The 26,490-nt window shown below is 41.2% G+C and carries 24 protein-coding genes and 1 riboswitch; of the genes, 4 read left to right on the forward strand and 20 right to left on the reverse strand.

Annotation, left to right across the window (positions count from 1 at the left end; translation table 11 throughout):
* Nucleotide 1 precedes the first annotated feature (1 nt).
* The 8 genes from I588_RS09400 to I588_RS09435 all read right to left on the reverse strand — a co-directional run bounded on the left by I588_RS09400 (nucleotide 2) and on the right by I588_RS09435 (nucleotide 6,726).
* Entirely contained in the window at nucleotides 2-859 is an 858-nt protein-coding gene (locus tag I588_RS09400) for a hypothetical protein (RefSeq protein ID WP_010755268.1), read from the reverse strand.
* Nucleotides 860-868: 9 nt separating this feature from the next.
* Nucleotides 869-1,375 (reverse strand): hypothetical protein, encoded by a 507-nt coding sequence (locus I588_RS09405; RefSeq protein ID WP_010755267.1) that lies wholly within the window; start codon nucleotides 1,373-1,375, stop codon nucleotides 869-871.
* Nucleotides 1,376-1,799: 424 nt separating this feature from the next.
* Nucleotides 1,800-2,015: a hypothetical protein gene (locus tag I588_RS09410; protein WP_010755266.1), complete on the reverse strand. Its 216-nt coding sequence runs from the start codon at nucleotides 2,013-2,015 to the stop codon at nucleotides 1,800-1,802.
* Nucleotides 2,005-2,298, reverse strand: coding sequence for a helix-turn-helix domain-containing protein (locus tag I588_RS09415; RefSeq protein ID WP_010755265.1), 294 nt, complete (start codon nucleotides 2,296-2,298; stop codon nucleotides 2,005-2,007). Before I588_RS09415 ends, I588_RS09410 begins: the two co-directional genes overlap by 11 nt.
* A gap of 607 nt (nucleotides 2,299-2,905) precedes the next feature.
* Nucleotides 2,906-3,994, reverse strand: coding sequence for a PQQ-dependent sugar dehydrogenase (locus I588_RS09420; protein ID WP_010755264.1), 1,089 nt, complete (start codon nucleotides 3,992-3,994; stop codon nucleotides 2,906-2,908).
* A 129-nt stretch (nucleotides 3,995-4,123) separates the two neighbouring features.
* Entirely contained in the window at nucleotides 4,124-4,528 is a 405-nt protein-coding gene (locus I588_RS09425; RefSeq protein WP_010755263.1) for a hypothetical protein, read from the reverse strand.
* A gap of 215 nt (nucleotides 4,529-4,743) precedes the next feature.
* Nucleotides 4,744-5,715: a zinc-ribbon domain-containing protein gene (locus I588_RS09430; protein ID WP_010755262.1), complete on the reverse strand. Its 972-nt coding sequence runs from the start codon at nucleotides 5,713-5,715 to the stop codon at nucleotides 4,744-4,746.
* Between the two features lie 48 nt (nucleotides 5,716-5,763).
* Complete coding sequence (locus I588_RS09435; RefSeq protein WP_010755261.1) at nucleotides 5,764-6,726, reverse strand: serine hydrolase; 963 nt, start codon at nucleotides 6,724-6,726, stop codon at nucleotides 5,764-5,766.
* Between the two features lie 199 nt (nucleotides 6,727-6,925).
* Between I588_RS09435 and I588_RS09440 the strand changes: the two genes are divergently transcribed.
* Nucleotides 6,926-7,912 (forward strand): DUF975 family protein, encoded by a 987-nt coding sequence (locus tag I588_RS09440; RefSeq protein WP_245569548.1) that lies wholly within the window; start codon nucleotides 6,926-6,928, stop codon nucleotides 7,910-7,912.
* Between the two features lie 67 nt (nucleotides 7,913-7,979).
* Here I588_RS09440 and I588_RS09445 read toward each other — a convergent pair whose 3' ends face one another.
* From I588_RS09445 to I588_RS09455, 3 genes are all read right to left on the reverse strand, one after another.
* Nucleotides 7,980-8,714: an AAA family ATPase gene (locus I588_RS09445; protein ID WP_010755259.1), complete on the reverse strand. Its 735-nt coding sequence runs from the start codon at nucleotides 8,712-8,714 to the stop codon at nucleotides 7,980-7,982.
* A 129-nt stretch (nucleotides 8,715-8,843) separates the two neighbouring features.
* Nucleotides 8,844-10,934, reverse strand: a complete 2,091-nt coding sequence (locus I588_RS09450; protein WP_010755258.1) for an FtsX-like permease family protein — start codon at nucleotides 10,932-10,934, stop codon at nucleotides 8,844-8,846.
* On the reverse strand, nucleotides 10,921-11,679 hold the full coding sequence (locus I588_RS09455) for an ABC transporter ATP-binding protein (RefSeq protein ID WP_010755257.1): 759 nt from the start codon (nucleotides 11,677-11,679) through the stop codon (nucleotides 10,921-10,923). The genes I588_RS09450 and I588_RS09455 overlap by 14 nt, the downstream gene beginning before the upstream one ends.
* A gap of 156 nt (nucleotides 11,680-11,835) precedes the next feature.
* Here I588_RS09455 and I588_RS09460 point away from each other — a divergent pair, with 156 nt between their 5' ends.
* From I588_RS09460 to I588_RS09470, 3 genes are all read left to right on the forward strand, one after another.
* Nucleotides 11,836-12,537, forward strand: coding sequence for a LytR/AlgR family response regulator transcription factor (locus tag I588_RS09460; RefSeq protein ID WP_010755256.1), 702 nt, complete (start codon nucleotides 11,836-11,838; stop codon nucleotides 12,535-12,537).
* A gap of 4 nt (nucleotides 12,538-12,541) precedes the next feature.
* On the forward strand, nucleotides 12,542-13,819 hold the full coding sequence (locus I588_RS09465; protein WP_010755255.1) for a sensor histidine kinase: 1,278 nt from the start codon (nucleotides 12,542-12,544) through the stop codon (nucleotides 13,817-13,819).
* Nucleotides 13,820-13,881: 62 nt separating this feature from the next.
* Entirely contained in the window at nucleotides 13,882-14,262 is a 381-nt protein-coding gene (locus tag I588_RS09470) for a hypothetical protein (protein ID WP_010755254.1), read from the forward strand.
* 74 nt (nucleotides 14,263-14,336) lie between these two features.
* Here I588_RS09470 and eno read toward each other — a convergent pair whose 3' ends face one another.
* From eno to I588_RS09510, 9 genes are all read right to left on the reverse strand, one after another.
* Nucleotides 14,337-15,608 (reverse strand): phosphopyruvate hydratase, encoded by a 1,272-nt coding sequence (gene eno / locus I588_RS09475; RefSeq protein WP_010755253.1) that lies wholly within the window; start codon nucleotides 15,606-15,608, stop codon nucleotides 14,337-14,339.
* Nucleotides 15,609-15,701: 93 nt separating this feature from the next.
* Nucleotides 15,702-15,763, reverse strand: a riboswitch (Fluoride riboswitch).
* Between the two features lie 37 nt (nucleotides 15,764-15,800).
* On the reverse strand, nucleotides 15,801-16,346 hold the full coding sequence (locus I588_RS09480; protein WP_010755252.1) for a hypothetical protein: 546 nt from the start codon (nucleotides 16,344-16,346) through the stop codon (nucleotides 15,801-15,803).
* Nucleotides 16,347-16,477: 131 nt separating this feature from the next.
* Entirely contained in the window at nucleotides 16,478-16,651 is a 174-nt protein-coding gene (locus I588_RS26810; RefSeq protein WP_071879644.1) for a YiaA/YiaB family inner membrane protein, read from the reverse strand.
* Nucleotides 16,652-16,945: 294 nt separating this feature from the next.
* Nucleotides 16,946-18,385, reverse strand: a complete 1,440-nt coding sequence (locus I588_RS09485) for a helix-turn-helix domain-containing protein (RefSeq protein ID WP_010755251.1) — start codon at nucleotides 18,383-18,385, stop codon at nucleotides 16,946-16,948.
* A 9-nt stretch (nucleotides 18,386-18,394) separates the two neighbouring features.
* Entirely contained in the window at nucleotides 18,395-18,838 is a 444-nt protein-coding gene (locus I588_RS09490) for a hypothetical protein (protein ID WP_010755250.1), read from the reverse strand.
* A gap of 10 nt (nucleotides 18,839-18,848) precedes the next feature.
* Nucleotides 18,849-19,631 (reverse strand): class A sortase, encoded by a 783-nt coding sequence (locus tag I588_RS26415; protein ID WP_010755249.1) that lies wholly within the window; start codon nucleotides 19,629-19,631, stop codon nucleotides 18,849-18,851.
* Entirely contained in the window at nucleotides 19,600-20,703 is a 1,104-nt protein-coding gene (locus I588_RS09500; protein WP_010755248.1) for a WxLIP family cell surface protein, read from the reverse strand. Before I588_RS09500 ends, I588_RS26415 begins: the two co-directional genes overlap by 32 nt.
* Before the next feature lie 79 nt (nucleotides 20,704-20,782).
* Nucleotides 20,783-21,574 carry a WxL domain-containing protein gene (locus I588_RS09505; RefSeq protein ID WP_010755247.1) on the reverse strand — a complete coding sequence of 264 codons (792 nt, stop codon included), beginning with the start codon at nucleotides 21,572-21,574 and terminating at the stop codon, nucleotides 20,783-20,785.
* A gap of 23 nt (nucleotides 21,575-21,597) precedes the next feature.
* On the reverse strand, nucleotides 21,598-26,421 hold the full coding sequence (locus I588_RS09510; protein WP_162141129.1) for a hypothetical protein: 4,824 nt from the start codon (nucleotides 26,419-26,421) through the stop codon (nucleotides 21,598-21,600).
* Nucleotides 26,422-26,490: the final 69 nt, after the last annotated feature.

The raw sequence follows: 26,490 nt of genomic DNA on the forward strand, positions 1-26,490 counted from the left end.
CCTATCCTCCCCCTTGTTTTTCAATTACATCAAAAATCCCTGCGTGATTCGTTGTATAATCTTTTGACTCATCATATTTCATCATGTAAAACGTAAAAGAACCAGTATCTTCCAATGTGCCCAAATCAATGACTTTATTGTTGTTATCACTTGTAATCGTTTTGTTGTCAATTATCGGATTGGTTTGATCAGGAACAACTGCATCACTGTTCCAGACTAACTGAAGCTGCTTCTCTTCTTCTGTTGTTACGATTACTTTTGCATAAGGACTGTCCACTGCATCTTCAACAACTACCTTAAATCCGCTAGCAGCTTTTTCAATCATAAAACGAGCAGTGAGTTCCTTAGTATAAGGATAAGAAGCCTTTGCCTTAACAGTCGCAACTTTTCCTGCCCCGCTAGCTACACCATCTAAAAAGTCGTCTCCCAACTTAATCTCAATCGTTGCAGCTTCTTGACTATCCTTAGCCAATGTCAGTGCCTCTGTGACGCCTGCAGTAGAAGAAATCCCCCCATTTGCATCCTTGAAAGTTGCTGTAGGATCGTTTACTTCAACTGTATAAGTGATGTTTCGATTGGTTAAACGCTCACTGTCAGGAAAATTTCTCAGCTCAATGCTAATTGTATCGCCTGCTTCCCATTCAGCAATTAGATAATCATACTCTTTGGCATCACTGACAGATTCCTTTAATAAATCACTTGTAAAAAACATCTCAACGGCCTTAGCTGTTGAATCTTGGGTCTGTTGAGAAAAATACTTCGCCAGAGCATAAGAACCCCAGCATAAAAAACCGATGACGAAAAGAATAATCATCTGGGTTCTGTTTTCTTTACATTTAGATAGTAAAGCTTTCTTCATATGTACCACCTAATCTATTTGTTCTGCTCGCAAATTTAAACGAATAGCGATTAAATTATTTTCATGCACAGCATTTTTCTCATTCTCCGGCCAAATTATCTTCAAGTGATAATTATGTATTTGCGGTTGTTGAGCTCCTACTTGCATAGTTCCTTCTACCCGATTATTTGTAAAATTCAGCTTATCCTGGTCTTTATACAACTCATAAGTTAGAGGTAACGAGCCATAGCTTTCCAATTCAATGATATAACGCATCGAGGTCTCAATCCGCTTGGCTCCATCCCTGTCAGAAACTTCTATTGCTATTTCACGTGATTCACCAGGAGCTATTTCTGCATTTATTGGAATGGATTCAAAACGATCCCCTAGAAAAAAAGCCGTTCTGGTTGCAGTATCTGTTTCAAAGGAAGCATGGAACTTCGAATAGGTTAAGCTCACAACTAGAGAGAAGAAAACAATTGACACACTCAATACAATTGCTAATTTATAACGATTTCTTTTCATTAAATCTATCATTAAAATCCCTCCCTCCAAGCTGAATGTTTCCCCTGCTGAACCTTTTTTTGTTGCACAAAAATTTTTATTATTTAGATTATTTAAATATCCTATTTCTTCACACAATATTCCTATTATAGCATTGAAATACCTTTTATATCTATCATTTATCTAAAACTATTTTATCATAGAATTATAATCAAAATGGAATTATTAGAGCATAATTAGCACTTTTTAAAAATTCCTAAACAAAAGTCATTTGACTACAACAATTAAGGAAAAATACCTCTGATTTAAGCGGAAATGAGATTTATTAAATCCGGAAGAAAGCCTATTTCTGACCACTTTTTATTTAACAGGAATAATCCCTTCAGCAACGAGTTGACGAATACAACAAAAAAAGAGAATGCCGACCGCACATTCTCTTTTCCTATATTCTATGCTGTTAATTTTTTGACACCTTCTTAGCTTTTCTTTTTACAATTTTTAATGCAACATGTGCAGCAACCAACGCAATAAATGGAATCGACCCGATAATTAGCAAACCAGGAGGCACATACCCAACTGGAGGCGCCATACCCGCTTTACCCAAAACAACAAACAACGAAATTCCACACAGATTGTATAAGATCAAAATTGCTTTATTCAATTTATGTTCCATGAGTGTCATCCTCCTTTACTGTTGGAATACCATAATAGTTTTTTAGGTTTTGGGAATTGGCTAAATAGTCTAAGATGCTAGGTTTGGCACGACCGATCAGCTTGTCAACACTAACCTTGTAAACTTCACTGAGGCTCACCAGCTGATCCACATCCGGATAGCTCTTATTACGTTCCCATTTAGAAATGGTCTGAGGCGTTACATGAAGAACAACAGCGACATCCTTTTGAGTGAGTTGATTTTTTTCACGGTAATATTTGAGCTGTGAACCAATCTTAATCATGAGTTATCCTCCTCTATTTCAGTATAACGCATCTGTTGAACTACTCACCAGCTTTTTCAGGTAACGAATTTGTTGACTGGATAATTTACTGCTCAACGCTACGTTGTTTCCTTGATATGACGGGGTTTAAACTTATTTTGTTATACAAAAAAAGACGCAAGAGCTGCTCTTTACGTCCTTCAAAATTACATCGCTCGAAAATTACAAATGTTTTCCTTGTCTGCCGTTTCTAACCATTCAACATTTCCGTTGGTAATGGCAATATATTCAAACCATCCATCTGCAGCAGCACCATGCCAGTGCTCAATGTCTTGATAAGTGACTACTATATCTCCAGACTCCAGTTTTTGGAAGCTTTTCCTTTTTAATGAAGAATTTTTCCTTTTGCCAAACCATCATTGGTAATTATTTAAACTACCTGTTGTTCATCTCTAAACATTTTCGGCTCCAACAGATAAGCTAGCGCACAAAGGTTATGTATTGAACTATTTACAAAGCCGAATTGGTCGTCTGATTGATTGTAAAAACTTAAGGGCAATTGGGCAATAAAAAACAGACAAACTTAGTCATTAAGCTTGTCTGTGTCCATATTTATTCTATTCACTTACTACTGCAAACGAACTCGAATCAGCTGGTCATCATTATCAGCCGGACTGCCTCGGCCATCGCGGTTATTGGTGATGAAATACAGATTATCGCCATCAATATAGACATCACGGATACGTCCGTAATCTGTCATCATTTCTCGTTGCTGATTATTAGCTAGATCGAATTCCAGCACGGCATTTCCACGCAATGCAGCAACATACAATTTCTGATCATGATACCCCATCCCAGAAGGTGCCCAGGTCTGGTTGCTGCCAGAGGTAAACAACGGTGCTTCCATACCATCGCGGGTTTCGTTTCCTTCAATTTCTGGCCAGCCATAATTCCGACCGGCTTCAATTACATTGATTTCATCGTTGGCACTGGCGCCATGCTCGCTGGCATACATGGTACTGTCATCAGACCAGGCAAGCCCTTGAGCATTACGGTGTCCGTAGCTGTAAACATAAGAATCAGCTGATGGATTATCATTAGGAATAGAGCCGTCCAAATTCATGCGCAGAATTTTTCCTGCTAGAGAATCCATATCCTGAGCATTTTCTGGAACAGAAGCATCCCCTGTCGTAACATAAAGCTTGTCATCTGGACCAATCTTCATCCGGCCGCCATGATGATTGGCTCCACTAGGGATTTCATCCAGCAGTACCTCGGTTTCTTCCCACTGGTTTCCATCTAAATGCAGCTTCACAATTCGGTTCATGCGATCACTGTCTTTTTCATAGGTGTAATAGCCATATGCTTCATTAGAAGAAGTAAAGTCTGGTCTTAAAACAAAGCCGAGAAATCCCGCCTCTGAGGCAGACGAGACCGTTTCGTCAAAATTTACCGGCTGCTCCTGGGTTTCACCGTTTTCAATTCGGATAATTGACCCGCCTCGTTGGGTTAAGTAAATCGTGTCATTGTTTTTTTCGATTGCCCAAGGAACATCTAAATTGTCTGCGATTACTTCGGTTTCCGCGTTGGCTGGATTACTGGTGGAGCTGGAGATTTCATTCGTACTTGCATCAGTACTCGTGTTCGTCGTTTCGTTTGCCGCACAGCCAGTCAGAAAAATACTGGCAATGGCACCAAAGATCAGTATTCTTTTCATTCGTATCACTCCTGGTCTTTTTTTAACGCTTTCCTAGTTTCCAAGGTACCATCTAAGAAAAGATACTGTAAAAAATTATGCTTAAAAGGCTGTAGAAAGCTAAGCCTCTCTACAGCCTTATCTATTCTATTACGCTTCAAAATTTGCTTGAATCAAAGAAAGATGGAAATCTGAGACGGAGGGAAAGGTCGAACAGTTAAACGCCACATTCTCCTTCGAATCTTCTGTAATCAGAACCGGGATGAATCCCTTGTCTGCGGCCTTTTCCAAGCGCTCTGGTGAATTATCTAAAAAGTATTTCGTATGGTGGGGAAAGGTTTGTTTATCGAAGATTTCTTCAACGGTTATGTGAAGGTTTATTGCTTCCTCCACCGAATCATCAATCTTCTTCGAATCGTCCAGTAAAACTAAACCTGTCTCAAAGTTCCTGCGTCGCAAATACTCTACCAGCTTCGCACATTCAGCAGCCATACATGGTTCCGAATTGGTAGTGTCTAAAAAAATATCTTCTGTTGCCAGCATCAATTTCTCCATATCTTCCACTCCTAATTTTCTCTATTTTAAAAAGTGAGTGCCTCACTTATTAAACCAAAGCTTCAGAAATCCATTAGTGAATTTTTTCACAATTTTATATAACTGAATTATACGGCCCTTTTGGTGGGGTGTCAAATGAAAACTTAAAGAGAAAAAAACGGTTGATCTTTCTCGATCAACCGTTTTTACGAATCTTCTTATTAAAAATCAAAAGCTTAATAGGAAATCCAAACCTCGTTTACTCCAGCTCCTTTATTTACACCATCAGTTAGGGCTAAACGAGAAGAGTAAGATAGATAGCCATAAAAAGTTTGTGAACCGCCTGTGTCCCATTTAACATGGATCTGTACATCAGGACGAATAGATTTTGTATTTGGCATTGAACTAGGGTACAGTTCATTTGTTTCATAGCTTAACACACTTCCACTAGCGCTAGAAATCGACGCTTTACCAAAGTATTGTGTGCCATCATAATTATTTTGGGTTACTCCTCCATTAGCAGCAATCGTCAACGAACTATGCTTTTGTCCGCTTTGAGAATAGTAAAAGGTATACGTATTCGCCCATTTTGCAAAATCATCAACAAAACCGCCAGTTGAAACACTGCCTGGATTAGCATTGTTTGATTGCTTCATTTCTTCAGATTTTTCCTCTTGAATTCCAATATTGTTCTGCTGAGTCAGATCTTGAACAGCATCACGAATCACACGAAATTCAGATTTGGAAAGATCACTTACAGGAATTGATGCCAACTTTAATGAAGACTCTTTAAATTCCCCATTGATAGTTAATTCCTTTGCTTCTTGAATAATCTCATCATATTTTGATAAATCGTCGTCTACGGTTTCAGAGGTCTCACTTGACTGCTCACTTGAACTTTCTCTGGAAGCCAATGAGGTTGTTCGAGAAGCTGCCGGTTCAGGATTATTTCGATAAGAAGCAAAAAATATTCCTGCTCCAACCACTATACCTAAAAGTACCACTATGCCGATAATTAAAGGTGTTTTACTGTTTTGATGCGTTCGTGTAGCATTTCGAACAGTTTGTAAATGGTCTGTTTCTTCTGTTTGATTATCATTATTTGTTGTAATATTTTCTTCTGTTTCTGAAGCGAATTTGTGTCCACATTGTTCACAAAATGCCGCATCTTTTTGGTTTGCTGCTCCGCAGTTCGGACAATATTTCATTTTTTACACTCCTTTTCAATTAGACTAACCCAACACCCTCATACCTCTTTATCTCAACGCAAGTAGAGTGAAATTCCCAATTGCATCGCGCATTCCTTCACTATTTACTACACCATTAGAAAGAACAACAATTGCAAATGGCTCCTCTTCATCTAAAACTAATCCAATATCATTTTCTACCCCTGAAAGTTCGCCTGTTTTATTAGCTACAGTCACATTCGCAGGTAATTTATTGGGAATTTTGGTTCTGATTTGTTGTCCTAACATTAGATTAAGCATTGATGAATAAGGATAAGTCTCACTATTTTGGTAGACTTTCTTTAGAAAAGACATCGTATCATTTAATGATGTATAGTTTTCTTTTCCTTGACTCATTGCTTGTTCATCTAACATTTTACGCTGTAACTGGGTATCAGAATAGCCTGCACTTATAAAGTAACTATTCAATTGTTCCATCCCAACATAGTCAATAATCGTATTCGTTGCTTGGTTATCACTGGTTTGAATCATCCTACGAGTAAGCTCACTTAATGGCTCACCATTAATGTTCGTCTGCATCTCCAGATTATTATCAAATAAATAAGACATAATAAAAACTTTTATAACACTGGCTGATGGTGTAGGCATTGAATTTTGATTCGAAATATATCTATCATCCTTAAAATAATATACCCCATAGCTTACTTGACTAGCATTAGCTAATAAGCCCGAATCATCCAAAATTTCTGGCTTCAGTTCCTCCACTGTATCAGTGGTCTCGGTACTAGATTCTTGCTGAGTAGTTTCTGTTGTCAAAACAGTAGACGTAGCTGTTGTCCCGAGTGTTGAACTGCTTTCTTCTCTGGTTGCTTTTTTTAACGATTGAGCTGTAGAAGCTTCTTCTAGCTGCTTCCCTTTTACCAATTTCATTGAAAAAAAGGTGACCAGGCAAGTTGCTAGAAATAAAATAGCAACTGACAAGACCAGTTTTTGTTTAAGCTGCTGTTGCTTTTTTCGGTTTGCTTTTCTCAATTTAAATTTACCCTCTTAAAGTTATTGACTAATAAAAGTATATCAATAATACTTACCATATACAAATCATCCCCTATTTATCTTTTTTACTTTTTTTGTTATTGTTAAGAGCAGAAGTGAAATTGATTTTGTGTCTTATTCAAGATGCTAACTGGGTAATTAATACACTTCAAGAGACTTTTTAGCACTATCATTATTGTTGGAAAAAAATGAAATAATAAATAATTTAGTTAGGGTGAAGAAAATGAAATACTGTCCAAATTGCGGCACAGAGCTAAACTCCGAGGCAAAATTTTGTCCCAAATGTGGATTTAGCTTGGAACAGGGAGTACCAAAAGATAATGAACCTCTAGATAAACGGTTGGCTAACCGGATTAATCAAATGAAAACAGATGATGAGTTAGAATTGAAGCTTGAAAAAGCTGAAGGAATGAATATTACCAGAGCCGAAATAAAAAAACGTGCTCAAGAAAAACTATCTGGAAGATATGGTGAATGGTGTAAGACCATCGTACTTTTAATTATTGTAGAATTTTTAGCTAATTTTATTTTCCGATTGGCCTCAATGCGATTTTTAGCAAATGGCTACTACAGCCTATTGAATTTATTCAATAGTTTTTCTTATAATTATGGTTATTACAACTCTGGCTATATTTATCCTTATGCAGGAGTTTCACGCTTTTTCTGGTTTTTGTTAATGATTTTGGCCATTGTACTTATGTTTTTAATTGCTGCTTTATCCACAGCTGTTCTGCAGTGGTGTGCCATCCATACATTACGGGGTGAGCGTGCCGATGGGCTAAAAATCTTCACTTATTTTGTTAAGGCTCAGAAAAATAGAATATTAAAAGCAAATGTCTTAATTGCTATTTACACTTTCCTTTGGTCGCTGCTTTTTGTTATTCCAGGTATTATCAAAAGTGCTGCGTATGCTATGACCAACTTTTTATTGGAGAAGAATCCCCAATTAAGTGCTTCAGAAGCGATTAGCTTAAGCCAACAAATCATGTACGGTTATAAGGTTGAGTTTTTAATCTTGCGTGTTTCATTCTTCTTCTGGAACATCGTAAGTATCTTCCAATTTACTAATTTTTATGTATTACCCTATCGAAATGTGACTGAAATTCAGTTTTTAGAAATGCTTTATGACCACTATATTAGTGAAAATACTGCACAACAAGCTTAAAACAAGAATACACATCCTCTTTAAGTTAAGAAGGGATGTGTATTTTTTATAAACAGTAATTCTCTTCCTATTCCTCCAACAAATAATGCAGCATCCGCTTCGGATCATCGTAAAACAGCTTCGTCTCCTTAAAGGCGATGGTTTCTTCTAAAGGAAGCTTTTCAATTCCGACCTGTGAAAACTGATAAATAACCGCATCGGGATAAGACATAATGACTGGCGAGTGGGTGGCAATAATTAATTGCGAGCCGCCTTTTACTAGGCGATGGATTTCCTGCAGCAAGGCAAATTGGCGACTGGTTGCCAGCCCCGCTTCCGGCTCGTCTAATAAATAAAAGCCTTTGTCGCCAAAACGATTTTCGATGATGGATAATAGACCTTCTCCATGTGAACGCGTATGCAACGGTTGGCCACCGTAAGAGGCATGAGCTAAGGATGACTCTTTTCCTAGTTCCTCTAATTCTGAGGCAACATTGTAGTAGGTTTCGGAACGCAAAAAGAATTTAGTTCGCGGGATATCCCCTTTTTTGACTAAAATCACCTGTTCATGTAAGGAAGAATGACTTTCCACTGTGGCAAAGTTAAAGTTCTGACTTCCCCCTTCAGGATTAATACTGTAGGCCACTGCGATAGCTTCCAAAATAGTTGATTTCCCCGTCCCGTTGTCACCAGATAAAAAAGTAACGGGTGCCGTAAAAGACAGAGAGCCTGCTTGTTTTAGGATTTCTTGAACCGCAAAAACGTCGTAAGGATATCCTTTGGGAAGTTTTGTTTTTGGCAATCGCATCTCGTAAACAAACATAGCTTCTCCTTTGCATCGCTTGTATTTCTTTTAATCATACAAGCTGGCAGCTGCTAAAACAAGTCATCCTTAACAGTTGCCAGCTTAATCGGCTATTTTTTTATAATAACTTGCTGTTTCGAACTGCTCCTACTGATAAACAATCTTCAGTAATTTTTTCAAAGAAGCGCGATAGACGATATAAATGTAAAGACTCACAACAACAACTAGCCCAGCATCGATTACATACGATTTCCACTCTTCTGGGGTCAGCACCTGATCATTGCCCCAGAAAATCAGCAGTGTATAAAGCATTACCACGATTCCTCCGATTACCATTGGGAAGACAAAGATCTTGGTTAGTTGCGAATTGATTGTCTTGCGAATGTACCGCTTGTTGGCTCCTAGCTTCGTTAAATCATCGAACAATTGTTTATTATTGATGCCAATCGTGATACTGCGGGTATAACCAATAATCCCGACAGCTGCTAGACAGATAATCGCTACATAAACAAAGAGCAAGAAGTACACTGCCATATCTCGCAGAAAGTTTTGCTTCATGATGATTTTAATGTTGGGATAATATTTCCAATTGTCTCTTAAGTCAGGATTGTCCACGTTTAATTCAATCGGAATATCATTGCCATAGGGGTCATTGGCGGCCTTGGCCTGTTCAAACTGATACTCATCAAAGGGATTGATTCGCGCCATTTCCGCTGGTGAGCAATCAACAAATAGTTGAAATACATCTTGGGCGAATGCTTGAGCAGCCTCGTTTTCCTCTACATTAAACATTAACTGCTTCAACCGATGTTCTGCCGGCATTCCTTCACCGACTATTTGGGCAAAATCGGCATCATTTAATACATAACGATCTATCCCAAACCGATGAAGAGCTGAACCTTGTTTATCGCCAGCAAAAGCTAGATCAAAGGATTCATCCGTCACTGGGTTGGTTACCTTATCCAAATCATCAAACTTATCCCAGAATCCTTCAGGCCCACCTGATAAAATGTAGTACTTTCCTTGTGGTACCTTCAGCTCTTCCCCTGTCGCTTGTTGATAATCAGAAGCGCTGATAAACTCACTGTAGCGGCTCTTTTCTTGATAGTCTTCAATAAACTCCCCGTCATCGGTCCAATCCCGTTCCACTCCGCTGGCAAGCAATTTAGCAAAAACGACCTCTTGGTAATCTGTTACCGCTACTCCATGCTCAGCAGCCAAGCTTTCAATATCGGCCTGATTCATAAGATCAATAGAATCAGGAAAAGGCAGGGTGAAATCAACCGGATTATCGTCAATTGACCAGAAGGAAACAGAATTCATTGGGACATAGAACAAAGCCATCAGACTCGCTAATACTAACAGAGCCATCACGCACATATTGCGGACGGTTTGCTTTCCTTGAAATTTCATCATACTGAAGGGGATGATTTTTTTGTAATAGCTTTGGGGCCGTCTGCCTCGTTCATGATGGGAAATCAAATATGTGAGTATCCGATAAATCCCTACAACGGACAGGAGATAGGTCACGCCCCAGATCGCTGGCAGGTTAAATTTAAGCAAATTTGCTGAGATCATCGGCACGATATAGCCTAATAACACCCCTGCGACAACCATTACCAGACCAAGCAAGCCATAGATTTTCGTCACTTCCTGAATCGGTTCGTTTTTACGTTGTTCGTTTAAAATGTCCATTAAATTGCTGCGCTTCATAAATAGATACGCTAGACCTAGCACAAACAAGCCAACAACTAAACTAAACACTAAACCGATAACAGAGCCTATCGGAGAAAACCGATACACCATCTGACTAGTGTCAATCACTAGTAAACGAAAGGCCTGCCAAATCAGAAAGGAAGTAATATTTCCTACAATAATGCCGACAAGACTGCAGGCCAGCAAAATCTTTCCTAATTCCTTATAGAAGGCCTTCGCTAGCATCCTTTTCGAAGCACCAAGTGCCAAAAATACGCCGGTCTCTCTGCTTTTGTATTTGAAAAAAAGACTTGCTGCATAAACGGCAAACATTAAACAGCCGATTAAAGCCACCGCAAAGATCAGGTTAACCTGCTTACGGGAATCTCCTCCCAGCGGCAGCACGGTTTGCACAGTTTGACTGTACATGGTCGCTGCAAAGGAGGTGACTAAAAGAACGGCAAAGGCTAAGCAAAAGACCAGCTGAACATAATTGCCGCGATTGTAGCGGCGCAGCTTGCTGAAAACTTTATCCATGTTCATGACTAGCGCCTCCACTCAGTTCCTTAAGCACCTGAAGCAATTCATCATGAAAGACAGCCGGACTGCCCTTACGTGTCAGCTCAGTAAATACATGGCCATCCTTCATCACAATCACCCGATCACAATAGCTGGCTGAAAAGCTGTCATGAGTAACCATACAGATCGTTGCATCCAGCTCGCGTTGCGCTTCAGCGAAGGCCCCGATTACCGCAGCACTTGAGCGACTATCTAAGTTTCCAGTCGGTTCATCGGCTAAAATCAGCAAGGGATTATTCATTAATGCCCGAGCTACGGCTGTTCGTTGTTTTTGTCCGCCAGAAACCTCGACAGGATATTTCTGGCCGATTTCTTCAATATCAAACATGCGAAGCAATTTTTGTGCTTTGGCTTCCATTTTGCGGTAAGGGGCATTTTTGATAATTTTAGGAATACAGACATTTTCAAAAATAGTTAAGCCATCCAGCAGCATGAAATCCTGAAAGACAAACCCCAGCTTTTCATTGCGAACCTCTGCCATTTGTTCTTCCTCCAAGGCAGCCAGCTTGGAGCCGTTTAACAAGATTTCTCCTTTTTCATAAGGGATAAAGCAGGAAATACAATTCAGCAGCGTAGTTTTCCCGCTTCCTGAAGGACCCATCACCCCAACGAACTCCCCCTTTTCAATTGTAAAAGAAACATCCTTTAAGACATCGTAGGTCATCTTCCCACTTTGATAGCTTTTCCATAAATGATTCACCTGCAGCATGATATAACTCCTCCTCTTTCCTTTATCACGTTTTCTATACTCTAATAGTAAGCAAAACAGCAGCGGTAAAATAGATAAGGCAATGTCAACTTTGTCCCAATTTTTGTAAAGTTTTGCAGGGGAATTATGATAAAATAATGAACAGGGAGTGTGAGAATGATGCGAATTGCGATTTGTGATGATGAACCAAAACAGCGCAATACTTTGCGAAAAACCGTAGAACGATCTCTGCAATTAAAGGGGCTGTCCTATCAAATCGATGAATTTGAAAGTGGCGAGGCTTTATTGGCTCAGTTAACGACGGTTACTCCCGACATTTTATTTCTCGATATTGAAATGGGTCAGCTGAACGGGATGGACACTGCACGACTCTTACGCAAGCAGGTTACAGAAACCATTCTCATTTTTGTTACTTCACATCCAGACTATGTGTTCCAAGGATACGAGGTAAAAGCCCTGCACTATATTTTGAAGCCTTATAAGGAACAAAAAATTCTCGAGGTGCTGGATTATGCACTTTCTGAGCTTAGTATAAACAATAAGCAAGCCTTTCTGTTCAGCCATAAGGGCAGTCAGCGAAAGCTGCTGCTGCAGGATATTTCCTACTTTTGTAGTGAAGGTAGAAAGGTTCATGTTCAAACAAGAACGGGGACCTTTACCTTTTATGGCAAGCTCAATGAAATTGAACTGGAGCTGCCAGATTCTTTCATTCGGATCCACAACCGCTATCTCGTAAACCTGCAGTTTGTTGAAGAAATCAGCAGTACGAGCGTCTGCTGTGCTGGTCAGTCGTTGCCGCTTAGTCGGGCGAACAGGCAAGAACTGCAGCTTGCCTTCGCTAGAACTTTACTGGAGTAGACCAATGAATCTAGTTTTCCGTTTATTAATCCTGCTTAATGATCTGTTTCATATTATTGCAGCCTATTATTTTTACCGAACAGTGAATTGTTTTATCCCGGTCAAAAACAATCGAATCATGAAAGCACTGGTTGGTTTCATGCTGTTTATCATTGTGCTGACCGTTATCCAACCACAGGATGTGGCAAATGTCCTTGGCGTATCCCTTTTGTTTGTGCTAACGATTTTCATTGGCTTCAATGGGACAGTCATCAGAAAGATTAGTACGATCGCGATTTTACTACCTTTAGTGATTGCATCTAATTTTTTACTGGAAGAAATTGGGGCTTACATCTTTTTCATGACTATTCAAGGGAAGTTGATAGACGCGCTGCTGCATGTGGTTTTTTCCAGTGTGAAAAGTTTGTTATGGTATGGAGTCTATCGGGGCTTTAAACAGAAGATTACCAATGCAAAAAAAGTGCTAAACGCTTCTGCATGGGGCATGATCAGTTTAATTTGCTTAGGACCGCTGGTAGGGATTATTTTTATCGTGATCTTTTCACCTGATACGATTTGGCTAACCTTTCCAGTGATGGGTGCTACTGCCCTAACCAGCTTTAGTATGCAGTATTTGACGGGCTATCTTTCAGACGCTTTTAAAAAGGAAATGGAAAATAAAAATTTGAAAATGCAGGAAGCTTATTATCTGGAGCTGGAGAAAAACCAGCAGGAAATCCGGAAGCTTAAGCATGACTTAAATAACCATTTAAGTGTGGTAGGTACTTATTTAGAAGATGATCAGGTGGCGGAAGCAAAAGCTTATTTTGCTGAACTTTCAACTGTCTATACTAATCAACAACGTGAATTCTGTAAAAATCCCTTAGTCAATAACGTTTTAAATATAAAATATCAGTTAGCCCAAGAGCATGAGATCGACTGCTTTATCAATATTGATATCAGTAATGTCATTGGCATTGACGATGTCAGTCTATGTACCATTTTAGCCAATACCTTGGACAATGCCATTGAAGCCTGTCAAAAAATTGAAGAGCCTAGTCAGAGAAAGCTGACCGTTAAAGCGCGCTATCATCGTAACTGCTTCAGCTATGAGATTACCAATACTACTTCAGCTGCTACCAGCAACGCAGCAGAGAATCTGCTTACTACTAAAGCAGACAAGAAAAACCATGGCTTTGGTCTGGCAAATATTCGTGAAATCGTGGATAATTATGAAGGAACGATCCAGATCCACTCATCTGAGCATGAATTTTCACTGCTGCTGGTGATTATGGACGTATAAGCTTGACTCTATCATGTCAAGAAAATAAACATATTTTACTCTATTAGAGAGGAGATTCTGCTATGGTAAAACTTGTTGCTAACTATACAAACAGCCAAGGAAAAGTCCAACGCTGGAGCTTTTCTTCTCCAGACTCAGATTCCTTCGAGGAGGAATTTCGTGAGCTGATGGAACGGGTAAACGTGTTAAGACGGAAGAAAAAAGAAGACCTTAACCAAGCTCCTTCAGTCATTCCGGTAACGTCAAAGCAGTTCTATGATTCTCATCATTCTGGTTCGGAAAGTTGGTCAGAAACTGTAAAGGATTCCAGTTTGTCGTCAACTGACCACTGTCTCGGATTCTCACCTCCGCCAAAGCAGTTAGTGATGGAAGAACCAAGTAATCCTCAGAAGGCTGAACAACCCTCGAAAATTATCAACTTCCCACACAAAAAAAGCGAATAAGCTAACTGAAAAAGCTCGATCATAGACAGTCTCATCTGTCTGCGATCGAGCTTTTTTGATCGGTTGCTTATGCACTAAGCCTTGGGAAACCTTGCCAAGCTGGCTGCATCCCCTAGCTCCTCTTCAATCCGTAGAAATTGATTGTATTTTTCGACTCGTTCACTGCGAGCCATTGAACCCGTTTTGATTTGTCCAGCATTCATGGCTACGGCGAAATCGGCAATAAAGGTATCACCCGTTTCACCGGAACGATGAGAAATCATGGTGTTGTAGCCGTTCTTGCGTGCCAACTTGATGGTTTCAATCGATTCCGACACCGTTCCGATTTGATTTAACTTAATCAAAATTGCATTAGCGATGTGTTTTTCGATTCCTTCCTTAAAGATAGCTGGATTGGTAACAAAAATGTCATCACCGACTAATTGAATGTTGTCCCCCATGACCTCAGTTTGTGCCTTGAAGCCGTCCCAATCATGTTCGGAGAATCCATCTTCAATTGAAATAATGGCTGGATATTTTCCAACCAATTCTTGGTAATACTGCAACAGTTCTTTAGATGTTAGTTCACGACCTTCAAAGTGATAGGTTTTGGTTTTGTCTGAATAAAATTCACTGGAGGCGGGATCTAAGGCTATTGCAATTTCGCTGCCTGGTTGGTAGCCTGCCGTTTGAATCGCCTGATACAGCATTTCTACTGCCGCTTCGGTACTGCCAAGTTTTGGTGCAAAGCCGCCTTCGTCTCCAACCGCAGTTTCGTAGCCCTCTTTAGCTAAAACTGATTTTAATGTATGGTAAATGTTGGCAATTTTTTCCACACCATCGCGGAAGCTTTTCCGTTCCACCGGGGTAATCAAAAATTCTTGTACATCAATGCCTGAGTCCGCATGAACGCCACCGTTGATTACGTTGAAGAAGGGTTGAGGCAATTCTAAATCCACACCGCCTAAATAGCGATACAATGGAATCTTTAGACTTGCTGCCGCAGCTCGAGCAACTGCCATCGAAACACCTAAAATTGCGTTGGCACCGAGACGTTCCTTGTTGGCTGTGCCATCTAACTCAATCATGCGTTGATCAATTCCAGCTTGATCAAAGGGTGTTTTTCCAACTAGTGCTTCACGAATTTCCGTGTTTACGTTGTTGACGGCCTTTAAAACGCCCTTTCCTTGCAGCCGCTCGCCGCCATCTCTCAGTTCGACTGCTTCACGATCACCAGTTGAAGCCCCAGATGGAACTTCAGCTCGGCCTAATGAGCCATCCGTTAATAAGACACCCACCTCAACAGTTGGATTGCCTCGTGAATCAAAAATTTCTCTGGCTTTGATGTTTTCAATACTTGTTTCCATGTTCGTTTTCCTCCTTTAAAATACGCGAAAAAACACCTGCCTAGCTAGTGTTCTTTCACGGATTGCCCTTTTCAGGCAACGCAAATAAACAATAGTTAAACAGGTGTCATCAGCTAATTTTAGCAGTTATCGGGAACACCATCCCTTATTCACGAGTAAGCATACACCTTCAAAATCATTTTTGCAAGAGAATTACATTTCGCTATATCGCAGATAGAATTCTTCGATTTTGTCTTCAAATTCTTTTGTGGGGATGGTTCCTCTTAAGTCAAAGTCATAAACATCTCCATCAGTAAATTTGATTTGATACTTATATAATAATTTTTCAGATTCTTGTTTATAGCAGCCCACATCTTCAAAATCAGCCCACGTTTTTGTTTTAAATTCTTTTGTATCAAAATTATAAAACTGCATCCCTTGAGAATCCATATAGAAAACAATGCCTTGATATTTCACTAAAAAAATAATGTCTCTGAGGCCCTGAAGGAAAAAAATACTAGAAATCCAGAATATCACCGCTAAAAATACTAAAGCCGGTATAAGATTCCAAAAGGTTATGGATTCAAAAAGCAAGAAAATACTTGCTAACCGATCAGCCTTGAGTGCTTCATAAAGTAAGCAACCTCCATAACTGATACTAGCAATAACGCCAATCATTCCTAATAACCCCACTAGCAGCATTTTCGACATATCTTGAGTAGTTATTTGAAGCTTCAAAAAATTATCGTTCATTTCCATAGCCAGCGTCCTAACTGATTTTTTATTACTTATGAATTCATGTTTTAAACAATGCGAATAGGAATCGGTAGAGTTGTCTTATTCTTCGTTCTCGTCATCTTAGATGCGGAACATTTTATTTCTTCATCCTCCTAATTATCCCGAATAACCTTTGATAATGTGAAAGACGAAGATATTAATCCCACCGAACCCATCAAATAATGTCCCTTGACCATTAAGGGTTCTTTTAACGTGTATAGCACAATCAGAATAAGTACTACGAAGAAAACGAATGCAGGGGCATTTCGATAAGCCTTCTTTTCAATATTGTTGTTCACTCTATCATTTCTAATTCTTTGGTAAGACTAATTATACATGAAATTAAGATTAAAATCATTTTGATCTTTCGTGAAATTTGACTAAATAAACGCAGCTAGCTTATGTTGTTGGAGATTATCCAAAGATGTTCTTCTATGTTTTTGTACGAGAACTCACTAGTGTTGCACAAATATTATCTGAATAATCTGATAACTTATACATTCTAAAAAATTTAGGACGTCTCAAAAAAACAGTGCAACGGTTTGCGGGTTAAACCATCACACTGCTTCTTGTTTTCATATTTATGACCGTTTTTCGATCCGTACATCATTGACGATATTCGCTAAATTCGCCCAATCGGAGGGTCTTGGCGGATCAAGCCAGATGACGCTTTTTACATCATATGAGGCATACAGCTCATTTAAATTAGTGATGACTACATCCACCTGATCGGAATAGTGATTGGTGATGGTCAGATTGAGTGAGACGAAAAACGCTAGGTTCTTCTCAATGAACAGGTTGTATTGCTGGCCGAAGGAAAAGTCGATACAGACAACGATCTCTGGCGAAATGGCTTCTAAAGAAACCTGACTGACCAAGATCATCAAATAGTGATAGAACAAATACGATCGTATTCCTTCGAAGCCCTCTTTGCGAATGAAGGCTTCGTCCATCAAATATTCTCGACAAAAGTCAAAAAACTCTAAGTAGGACTCCTCGAAAAAGGTGACGTCGAAGCGTTCGTAGGAATAAAACAGGTTGATTGGAAAATAGATCACCTCAAAATGAATCCGTGTCAACTCGTTTTTTACCGCCTGAAGTGTTTCCGGGTTCAGCTTGCCAAGGCGGTCTTCAAACTCAGCTAAAAATCGACCATTAAGGCGTTCAATTCGTTTGCCAACAGCTAGATCAGACCGCTTGGCTTCATTAAAGAGAGAGTGGGTATATAAAAAGCAGAAGACTTCCTTGGTCACTAGCGATGGTAGCCCAAGATCCGACAAAAAGTCATATTCTGCCTGAAAGGTTTGGCTTAAGGATTGAAAGACCTTTTCTTTGTTGTCGCTGTAGTCTGCTAAATGATACCCCAACTTTTCCCGATATAAAGAGACCGCTAAAAAATGAGTCAGCTTGTATTCCAAATGCTTGCCCATATTGCCGAACTGCTCAACGATCGCATCACCCGTCTGCACGAGGGTTTGTTTAAGTGCCTCATCATAAAAAGCGTACTCTTTCGGAAAGGCAAAGCTGAACAAACGTGTGTAAACAAAGCGAATCGTTTCTTCATTTCCTGTGACCTGATATTTTTTATTGACCGTGACCTCTAGCGGCTTAAACATTTTTTTTAATTCCAACGTGCGGGAATAGACCTTTGAATAGCTTGTAAAATGGTTCAAAGCAAATTCATGGGTCGAGATATAAGTCTCCGTAAAAAGATCGGCTAGAATTTGAAAGCTCATTGACTCTTTTAGGTAATGCTCCAGCAGGATATCCGAAGTGGCTTGGCCATTTTCAATCAATCGAGTGAGCTGAGTATCAGTTTCCAGTGAAAAATATTCGGTCAGCTGAAACGCATCAAAATCAGTGTTTAACTCATCGATCGTTTTATTAAATAGAAAATTTGACAAATCAAGACGGTCTTGGATCGTTGAATTTAACGCGCTTAAATCGGTCGCTTCCTCCAAAAAACGCATAAACTGATATTTTCGTTTTCCGTCTTTATTCAGTAAATTTTCTAATTCCATCACTTCATTTCACTTCTTTCTTCCGTAAAGAGCCACTCCCGAGAGCAGTTGGACTGTTTCCGCTAGATAGTGCCCACCGCCTGAAGCGCCAGCCCCACCTGAAGGCGCGTTAAGTACCGCTGCTTGATTGCTGGTGTTCGAAAAGAAGGAATCATCGATATAGTGTTTCCTTCTCTTTTTAGATATTTCCTTCTTTTTATCTGTTTTTCTAGGTTCTGGTTCGGGTTTCGCAGGTGCTTCTTGTGAACTGCTTGAACTCGTGGCTTGGTTGCCGCTTGATTTACTAGCAGCTTTTGTGCTTTCGCTTGGATCGGCAGGCAGGATCTCCTGATTGGGATTCGTAGGGTCATAGATGGCTGTCTTTCCAAAGACGATGCTCCCTTCAAAAAAGAGCGCGCTTGAAAAAAGCATTATGGAGCCAGCAATCACGATTTTCTTTTTAGGGTCTTTCATTTTTCGTCACTCAAACTTTCTTTAGAATGCCAATCGTCACTAAAATAAACAGCACCGCCAGACAGACGATCGGCCACACGATTTTTTTGATCCGCAAGCTTGTCTGCACCTGTTTGTATTGCTTTGTTTCCTTGTTCATTTTGGTTTTAACGGATGCTGCCCCCGCTGCTTTTATCGGCTGGGCTATCACCGCGATCCTCTTTTTCGTCAACGTCGGCTTATCACAGGTGATCAAGGTCAGCTTGGGCGAGCTGCTCTCGGCTAAATAAGCGAGATCGGTTTCGTCGATCGTTTTTTGCTCCGTGATGACATACTCCAAATAATCGGATAAATAGCGCAAATAAATTTTTTGACCAACCTTCGCCTGCTGCAATTTCCCGAAAAGCAGATCCGAGACGCCCACATGATGTCCCAGAAGAACAAGATTATTACGGCGGGGATCACGTTTGGGATACATCGATCCGGCGCCGTAAATCATCTGCTGCTGGCTCAAGCCTGAGAAGATCGGTGTCACCAAGTCGATCGAAGGCAGTTGGATTTCCCCGATACTTTCCAGATTTTGCGGACTGCTCTCAGCAATCTCACGCAATGTAGGCGCATCGATCCGATCAAAGGGTATGTTCTCGATTTCCTTCGCCTGATTGATCTTGGTGATGGTAGTATGAGTCGTTTTTTCAACAAATACCAGATCCTTGATAATTGGAAAAAATACCAGCAGCAAGCCGATATAAGTCAGCAGCAATAAAATGATCTTGAGTAGACTATTCTGCTTTGTTTTCCTTGTCTTCTTCATCTTTTTTCTTTTTTCTCCAAATCAGCCAAATAATAAACAATACCAAAAGCAGTAATAGAATACCGATCAAAATGTACAACCAAGTGTAATCCTTCTTGATGGTAACGTCCTTATCATTCAATTTGCGGGCAACCTGTCCATCGATAGTAAAGTCTTTGTCGAAGACCCACTGATTCGTGTAATGTTCTGCCTGATTGTCCTTATCTTTTCCGCGAATATATTGTCCTTCCGCGTTTTTATCCCCGTTTACTACAAGCTTGATGTGGTATTTTCCAGCCTCTAATGGCTTGCCGTTTAGGTGTACTGGAAAATCAAACTGAGAGTTTGGCGCGATTTGCAATCCATCATGATGTTCGCTGTAAAGAACAGTTGAATCGCCTTTTTTGGTGATTTCCGCATCGATCGCTACTTGATTGATGTAAGTCGCCTTGGAATTTTGCAGGTTAGAGACGATGACATTACGGGCATTCAGCTGACTTGGTTTAACAGTATTCAAGGCCATTTGCGGAGTTACCTTCGTTGTATTTTGGCGCATCAATAAAGCAACAACGTAAGAATACTCATTTTCGATTGCCAAGCCCTTTTGCTCAGAGGTGTTTTCAGTGGTTTTTTCATCCTTCGCTTCTTTAAAGGTGATCCCGCCGGCCATCAAGCCGTCAAACTGCTCCTTAGGCATGGTCAAATCAAAGGGTACCTGTAAGGTGGAATGGGCGTTGATCGTTACTTGATTCGGTGCCTTTACATAGTCCTTCAAGTTGTATTTCAAGCTTTTATCGGGAGCGATTTTATTTTTCCCGTATTCCACGATGACATTTGAATTGGTAGTGGCGCTATTGACTGTCACATCGACCTTTACATTGCGGTCGGTATCATTACGCAGCTCCACATTGACCTGTTCCTTTTGATCCGGTGCCATCTTCAAATCAAAATAGGTTTTGGTTTTATCGATTTGGTTTTCTGGAATGACTGGTGTTACGGCAAAGCTGAATTCACTCGCAAAGGTCGGAATCGTTCCAGCAAAAACTGAAACAAGCAGAATCCCCAACGCGATCATAGATTTTTTGAACTTCATTACGCTTTTCTCCTTCTATATGTAAACAAAGCAAGATTCGTCAAAGACGAATCTTACTTGATGTATGATCTGACACAGCTTAAGGTGCTGGTGTACCTGAGTTTCCTGGAACATCCGTTAATGTCCAAGTTAATTTCGTTGAATATTTTTCCGCGTATTTCGTTGTTGAGCCTGGAACAGCTAATTGGATACTATCCGCACCAGATGCTTCATCGGTACCCCAGTCATTTAGGAAAGTACCCGCACCTTGACCCGCTGCTGCTGACATTACTGTTACCGCAGCGCCTGGGTTTGTGTCATCGCCAGGAACTAATGTGATCGTAGCTGTTGTAGTTGGCTTTGGCGAATCAGAAGCGGTTTGGATATTCGCGTTTTTCATAGTGATTTCCGCGCCTTTTAGCTCATGGTTCTTATCGCTTTTGAATTGTGCATCCTGAGCCAAAGTCAACGTCCAACCTGTTTCAGTTCCGCGATCGTCTGTTACTTGGACGTAGTTCGGACCTTTTTTATCTGTACCAGTTGGTTTGCCATCCTCACCTAACAAATGATAAAGCTGAGGTGCCGCTTTATAGACTTGGTCAGTTGAGGTGATTTTTTGTTGACCGAAATCTAGGCTTGAAGCAAAGTCGATAGATAATGGACCTTTTGTTCCTGGATCTGGCTTGCCATCTGGATCAGTTGGGTCAACTGGATCGACTGGGTTTACTGGATCAACGGGATCAACCGGGTTTGTTTGGTCATCATTTGGTACGAATTCGATCACGCCATTTGAATGATACACGCCGCCATCTGCCGCAAAAGTTGTTACCGGCGCCGCTGCTAATGATCCTAAGATCACGGTTGATAAGAATAATTTAGAAATGTTTTTCATGCTATATGCCTTCTTTCATTTGTTTAGTTATTGTTTGGAACATCTTCCAATGTCCAGGACAAGGTTCCTTTATAGTTGCCGACTTTTTGCTTGTTGGCAGGGACGGTCAGCTTGATTCCTTTTTTACTGTCTTTGCCCCAGTCTTGGTTGACAACCTCTTCCCCATCATTGGTGAATTTCTTCTCCTCTACCTTAACCTGCTCTGTGCCGATCGTGGTGTCGCTGGTGCCATCCTTTGAAAAGGTTAGCCCATCTGCTAGAGAATCATTTCCATCTGTCAATGGTGAAGTTTGGGCAACCATTAAACGCCATGTCTTCTTGCCTGCTCCACGAGTATCGCTGACAACGAGATTCCCTTTTAGAGTGGGCCAATAGGTTGCTGTTTTGTTTGAAACCTTTTGCGTTCCAAAATCCATCGCACTTGGTACTTCTTCCAGCTTCAATTCCCCTGAAATCTGAACATTCACTTGTTTTTCTACATGCTTTCCGTTTAAATCATAGGAATAAGTAGTCGGAATATTCTTGATGATTTCAGCGGCGGTGGTGTTTTTGATACTGTCAAACGTCGTCTGCGGCAAGCTTGGCGCAGCATTCGGCGTGTCATCCGCAAAAATCACCTGAGCTTTTGTATGGGTATTAAGTTCATCGATAGATTGTAATGCATTGGCATCCGCGAGACTGAAACGTGCATCCTGCGCATAAACGGCAAATGAACGATCGTCTGAAACCGCGCTGTCATTAGGAACAATAACAAGGTTCGCTGTTACTTCCTTTTTGTTTGTGTCAGATGAGCCAACACTGTAATGGATCGGTTGTTTTCGATAGGTTTCATTTTCCGCTAACGGCTTTTGGATAGTCGCCAAGACATCAGGAGTAATGTCTTCCTTCAATAATGGCCGCCCTGAAGCCTCCATGATCTTCATCACGTCCTCTTTGGTCGCTAATTTGCTAGCTTCCTGCTCTGTAACGATGACATTTTTAGCCGTCAGTTGCGCTTCATTTGAATATTTCACTTTCACCTGATAGCTGTATTCTCCATCAGGCACTTGCCAATCGACTGGATCCGTCGTAGTGCTTTCCTTTAACGTATCAGGCTGACTATTTAGTTTCGAGGAAACAATATTTCCGCTGTATAGCCAAGAACCGGTTGCCTTATCGGGAGCAAAGCTCAATTTAGGCTGTTGGCCCGTTTTGAAAGGAACAACTAACCGTCCTTTTTGAACTTCTTTTCCAGCAACCACTGTTCCCCAAGCAGAGATAGTCAATGGCGCGTTGTTTTCCTTGACTCCTTGAACGTCGTGAGTGATCGCGCCTTTTCCTTCAGCGATTCCAGGATTTTCAACCTCATAATCAATCACTGAACCGGGAATCATCACACCATAGCCATTTGCATCTGATTGAACATCGTTATCCCCGATATATGTTTTACCTGTAGCTTTCTCAAAACCGGTAAAATTCTGCGGTGTGATTTTTTCCGCATTCGCCTTTGTTGGGTTAATGGTCAATACTTGGTACCCTTTTGTATCACCAAACCAGGTTCCCTTGTTATTCACCAGTTTGCTTGTATCATCCGTATTTTTGATCCAAGTAAGACGGTCTTTCGACGCATCCGGTGTTTCAAAGTCCGAGAGATTGACCACGCCGGTTCCTTGAGGGGACTCCAGTGTGCCTTCATCTTCGACAGTCAGCTTTCCGCCAGAAATCAATTGCCCTGCCTTCGCAACGGCCAATCCGGCATTTTTAGTTAAATGGATGTCTCCAAACTCATTGTAGTTAGAGCCATGATTCGCAGCATTCGCTCCCTTACCATTCGAAATATTCCCTTGATCCGCTTCAAGCTTTAGACCATTGGTTACATTCAATTGTGTAAAGTTCACGACACCTCCGCCATTTACCTTGATCGGAGTTTTCTGAATCACGCCAGTCCCATCAACATCCGTCCCAAAATTAAAGACAGATTTGTTGGTGCTGTTCTTGACGATCGTGTTGGTGAAATTATCCCCCTCTGATCCGCCAGAAAAGCCATCAATGCTGGCTGCTCCTTGGATATTCGCCGTAACATCGCGGAGAATCTTGCCGCCACTAATATTTGAATATTGTGTCGCATAGATATGCCCGATATTGGAACCTACCCCTTGAATATTCATGGTGATTTTTCCATTTTTCGTATTCGTAGCCCTTGTTCCGCCATCACCATACACATTCGCTCCGGCTAATGAATCCACACCATCCTTGAGATAGATATTCAAGGTGATCGTATTCTGTTCTGAGGTACCTAAAGAGGTTGTACCATTATAAGGTCTTCCGCCAGAGATACTTGTCCCGCTAGGAAGTTTAAAATCGCCCTGATAATTCCTCAAATCGATCGTTAAATTAGCATTTCCTAATAATTTCCCCGTATTCGTAATTCCCCCTGAAAAAGCGCTTGGTCCTTTCAATGGAGTACCAGAAAAGTCTCCGCCATAAATGAAATTATGTGAATCTCCATCAACTGTATGATCGGCGCCGGAACCATAGGATGCACCCATGGATGCGTTGATGATTCCGTCATGTACTTCAACACCGACATCCCCGACGATTTTCTGATCATTCCAGCCGCCGCCAGATAAGAACCAGTCAACTTCACCATAAATTACGATAGATTTAGTATTCCCATACACACGTTTGCCGGAATACCCCGCACCTTCAAGGGTGGAAACCATACCCGCGTTCATCTCGTTCGTCGTGGTTCCCTCGATGATGCCCGAAAAGCCTCCGCCGTATGTCCAACGAGCTAAATCATTGTTATGGATCGTCTTGGTATTTCCCCAAATGTACATGTTGGTCGCCCGAGCCGCGTTGCTTCCGCCGCCGCCGACAATATCAAAAGTACCGATTGCTTCTGTTACATAAGGCCTTTTATTTCGATAATCGATACCGTCCTTGTATTGTCTGCCGCCAGAATTATAGACAAAGCCAGGACCGCCGACTTTTTTATCCGCACGGAGCGTTCCTACTTCAATCGTCGTATCGCCTTCGACATATCCGCCATAACCAGCACCTCTGGCATACGCGGTATTGTCGCCACCTTCACTAATCATTCCTTCTAAAATATCTGTGGTGATATTTCCATAGACTTTAAACCTGGCTGTTTTTTCTGCAAAAGCCTTACGATCTTGGGGGCTCATTGCATCATAAGCCGCGTCACTTCCGGTTTGGAGGTTGGCGACCTCTACATCCAGTCCAGCTCCGCCATTGACACTGCGAAGAGAGCCTTCATGATAAACGCCAGCTTTGATCGTATTGCTGATGGAACCCATAATCGTTCCTTCATTCGAATTCGCACCGACAAAAGCCGCGGTACCATCTGAAAATTTACTGCTGTCAAGGTTCGTCGTGATTGCCGCCTGTCCTCGATCCGTTCCAATATTTCCTGAACGAGAGCCGCCATTAAAATCTTGTGTTAGGCTTGACCACTTGCCATAACCGCTTACCTTGTTTTGAATACCGCCATTGATATCTCCATATTCGACCCCGCCATAGAAGGTACCTAATGAGAATTTCGTCGCGGGATCTTGGATATCGATAGTGGTAGACACATTCCCAGTCACATTCGCGTGATTCGCAGTCGTACCTTCGCCTCCGCCATAATAATTCGTCAATGCTCCGTTAATGTTTTTTACGTTCACAGAAATGTTTCCATCCACCGTGCCTTGTTCTGCACCGCCAACCAAATCAGTAATACCAGCAGTGGTGTTATTGATGTTGATCGTAGGATTGCCTTTTAAGGTTCCACCAGCCTCATTCCCGCCATAAAAATGCCATAGTCCAGTTCCTGTACTATTCACCGTAATGGTAGGATTGCCGCTGACATCCCCTTTGTCCGTTCCGCCATAGACTGAAGAAGTCGCCGGACCAGAGGCGCTGGCAGCTAACGTCAGATCATGACCGTTGGTATAAATCGCCGATCCCGTATATTTAATATTTCTCAATTGGATATTGGTCCCAAAATGAACCGGATTCTCGAAGGTTAAGGTATTTGCACCATTTGAATCCGTCGCGTCCACAGGATCATTGCTATTTCCAGTGATTGCCAGTGTATTGACTTTTCCCTGAAGCGCGGTAAAGGTAATATTTTTATCCGATACGGTCGCTGGAACAGCCTTCGCGGTTGTCGCCTCACTTACTGAGAAGGATTTTCCGACATACAGTACGAAATCATTTCCACCGCCATTTGTATATAAATCGAATAATGCTGTTTTCAACCCTGTATCCGAGCTTTCATATTCTTTATACGCAGCGCCGTCACCAGCTGGGCTGGGTACAACGATGACTTTTGTCTTATCCGCGGCATTGATGACATCCTTGATCGAATCAGAGACAGCCTTTAAGTTAACTGCGGGTTTGTTTTCCTTGAAGACCGCGGAATAGACTTGATCTTGATCAACAGGATTTTCTTCCAAATCTTCAATCGTGTAGGTTCGTGCGTCGGCTTTCCAGCCGACAAAGGCAGCTTCGTCCTGCTCAGAAAAATCCGGAACCTGATCTTTCGTGATGGAATCCTTTTCGTCAACCGAAACATTTTTCGCAATTGTTCCATCGGTAAATGGATGCTCTGCATCTGTTTCAAAAGAGACAGTAGCCAGCGCTGGCTCGGATGATTCCGATGCTGTCATAGACTCGGTAGAACTGGTAGAAGAAGATACATCTGAAGCAGACGTTGCCGCCTCAGATGATTGATTAGGCTGAGAGTTAGAATCTATTGTGCCTGTTCCACTCAGTTCATGCTCTTCAACAAGTCCATTTTTTGATTGTTCTTGCGAAGTTGACGTAGGAGAAGCTAGGCTTACAATTGGCATATAGCTCATAAATATACTTGCCGTAACCACTGTAGTTAACACTTTCTTGTACACGTTCTCTCGCCTCTTTCTGTCTTA

It is taken from the genome of Enterococcus pallens ATCC BAA-351, assembly GCF_000407485.1.
Taxonomy (GTDB): domain Bacteria; phylum Bacillota; class Bacilli; order Lactobacillales; family Enterococcaceae; genus Enterococcus_A; species Enterococcus_A pallens.

Coding starts and splice junctions, on each gene's coding strand:
- I588_RS09400 (WP_010755268.1), bottom strand. CDS start 859: ATGAAGAAAGCTTTACTATCTAAATGTAAAGAAAACAGAACCCAGATG.
- I588_RS09405 (WP_010755267.1), bottom strand. CDS start 1,375: ATGATAGATTTAATGAAAAGAAATCGTTATAAATTAGCAATTGTATTG.
- I588_RS09410 (WP_010755266.1), bottom strand. CDS start 2,015: ATGGAACATAAATTGAATAAAGCAATTTTGATCTTATACAATCTGTGT.
- I588_RS09415 (WP_010755265.1), bottom strand. CDS start 2,298: ATGATTAAGATTGGTTCACAGCTCAAATATTACCGTGAAAAAAATCAA.
- I588_RS09420 (WP_010755264.1), bottom strand. CDS start 3,994: ATGAAAAGAATACTGATCTTTGGTGCCATTGCCAGTATTTTTCTGACT.
- I588_RS09425 (WP_010755263.1), bottom strand. CDS start 4,528: ATGGAGAAATTGATGCTGGCAACAGAAGATATTTTTTTAGACACTACC.
- I588_RS09430 (WP_010755262.1), bottom strand. CDS start 5,715: ATGAAATATTGTCCGAACTGCGGAGCAGCAAACCAAAAAGATGCGGCA.
- I588_RS09445 (WP_010755259.1), bottom strand. CDS start 8,714: ATGTTTGTTTACGAGATGCGATTGCCAAAAACAAAACTTCCCAAAGGA.
- I588_RS09450 (WP_010755258.1), bottom strand. CDS start 10,934: ATGAACATGGATAAAGTTTTCAGCAAGCTGCGCCGCTACAATCGCGGC.
- I588_RS09455 (WP_010755257.1), bottom strand. CDS start 11,679: ATGCTGCAGGTGAATCATTTATGGAAAAGCTATCAAAGTGGGAAGATG.
- I588_RS09460 (WP_010755256.1), top strand. CDS start 11,836: ATGATGCGAATTGCGATTTGTGATGATGAACCAAAACAGCGCAATACT.
- I588_RS09465 (WP_010755255.1), top strand. CDS start 12,542: ATGAATCTAGTTTTCCGTTTATTAATCCTGCTTAATGATCTGTTTCAT.
- I588_RS09470 (WP_010755254.1), top strand. CDS start 13,882: ATGGTAAAACTTGTTGCTAACTATACAAACAGCCAAGGAAAAGTCCAA.
- eno (WP_010755253.1), bottom strand. CDS start 15,608: ATGGAAACAAGTATTGAAAACATCAAAGCCAGAGAAATTTTTGATTCA.
- I588_RS09480 (WP_010755252.1), bottom strand. CDS start 16,346: ATGGAAATGAACGATAATTTTTTGAAGCTTCAAATAACTACTCAAGAT.
- I588_RS09485 (WP_010755251.1), bottom strand. CDS start 18,385: ATGGAATTAGAAAATTTACTGAATAAAGACGGAAAACGAAAATATCAG.
- I588_RS09490 (WP_010755250.1), bottom strand. CDS start 18,838: ATGAAAGACCCTAAAAAGAAAATCGTGATTGCTGGCTCCATAATGCTT.
- I588_RS26415 (WP_010755249.1), bottom strand. CDS start 19,631: ATGAAGAAGACAAGGAAAACAAAGCAGAATAGTCTACTCAAGATCATT.
- I588_RS09500 (WP_010755248.1), bottom strand. CDS start 20,703: ATGAAGTTCAAAAAATCTATGATCGCGTTGGGGATTCTGCTTGTTTCA.
- I588_RS09505 (WP_010755247.1), bottom strand. CDS start 21,574: ATGAAAAACATTTCTAAATTATTCTTATCAACCGTGATCTTAGGATCA.
- I588_RS09510 (WP_162141129.1), bottom strand. CDS start 26,421: ATGAGCTATATGCCAATTGTAAGCCTAGCTTCTCCTACGTCAACTTCG.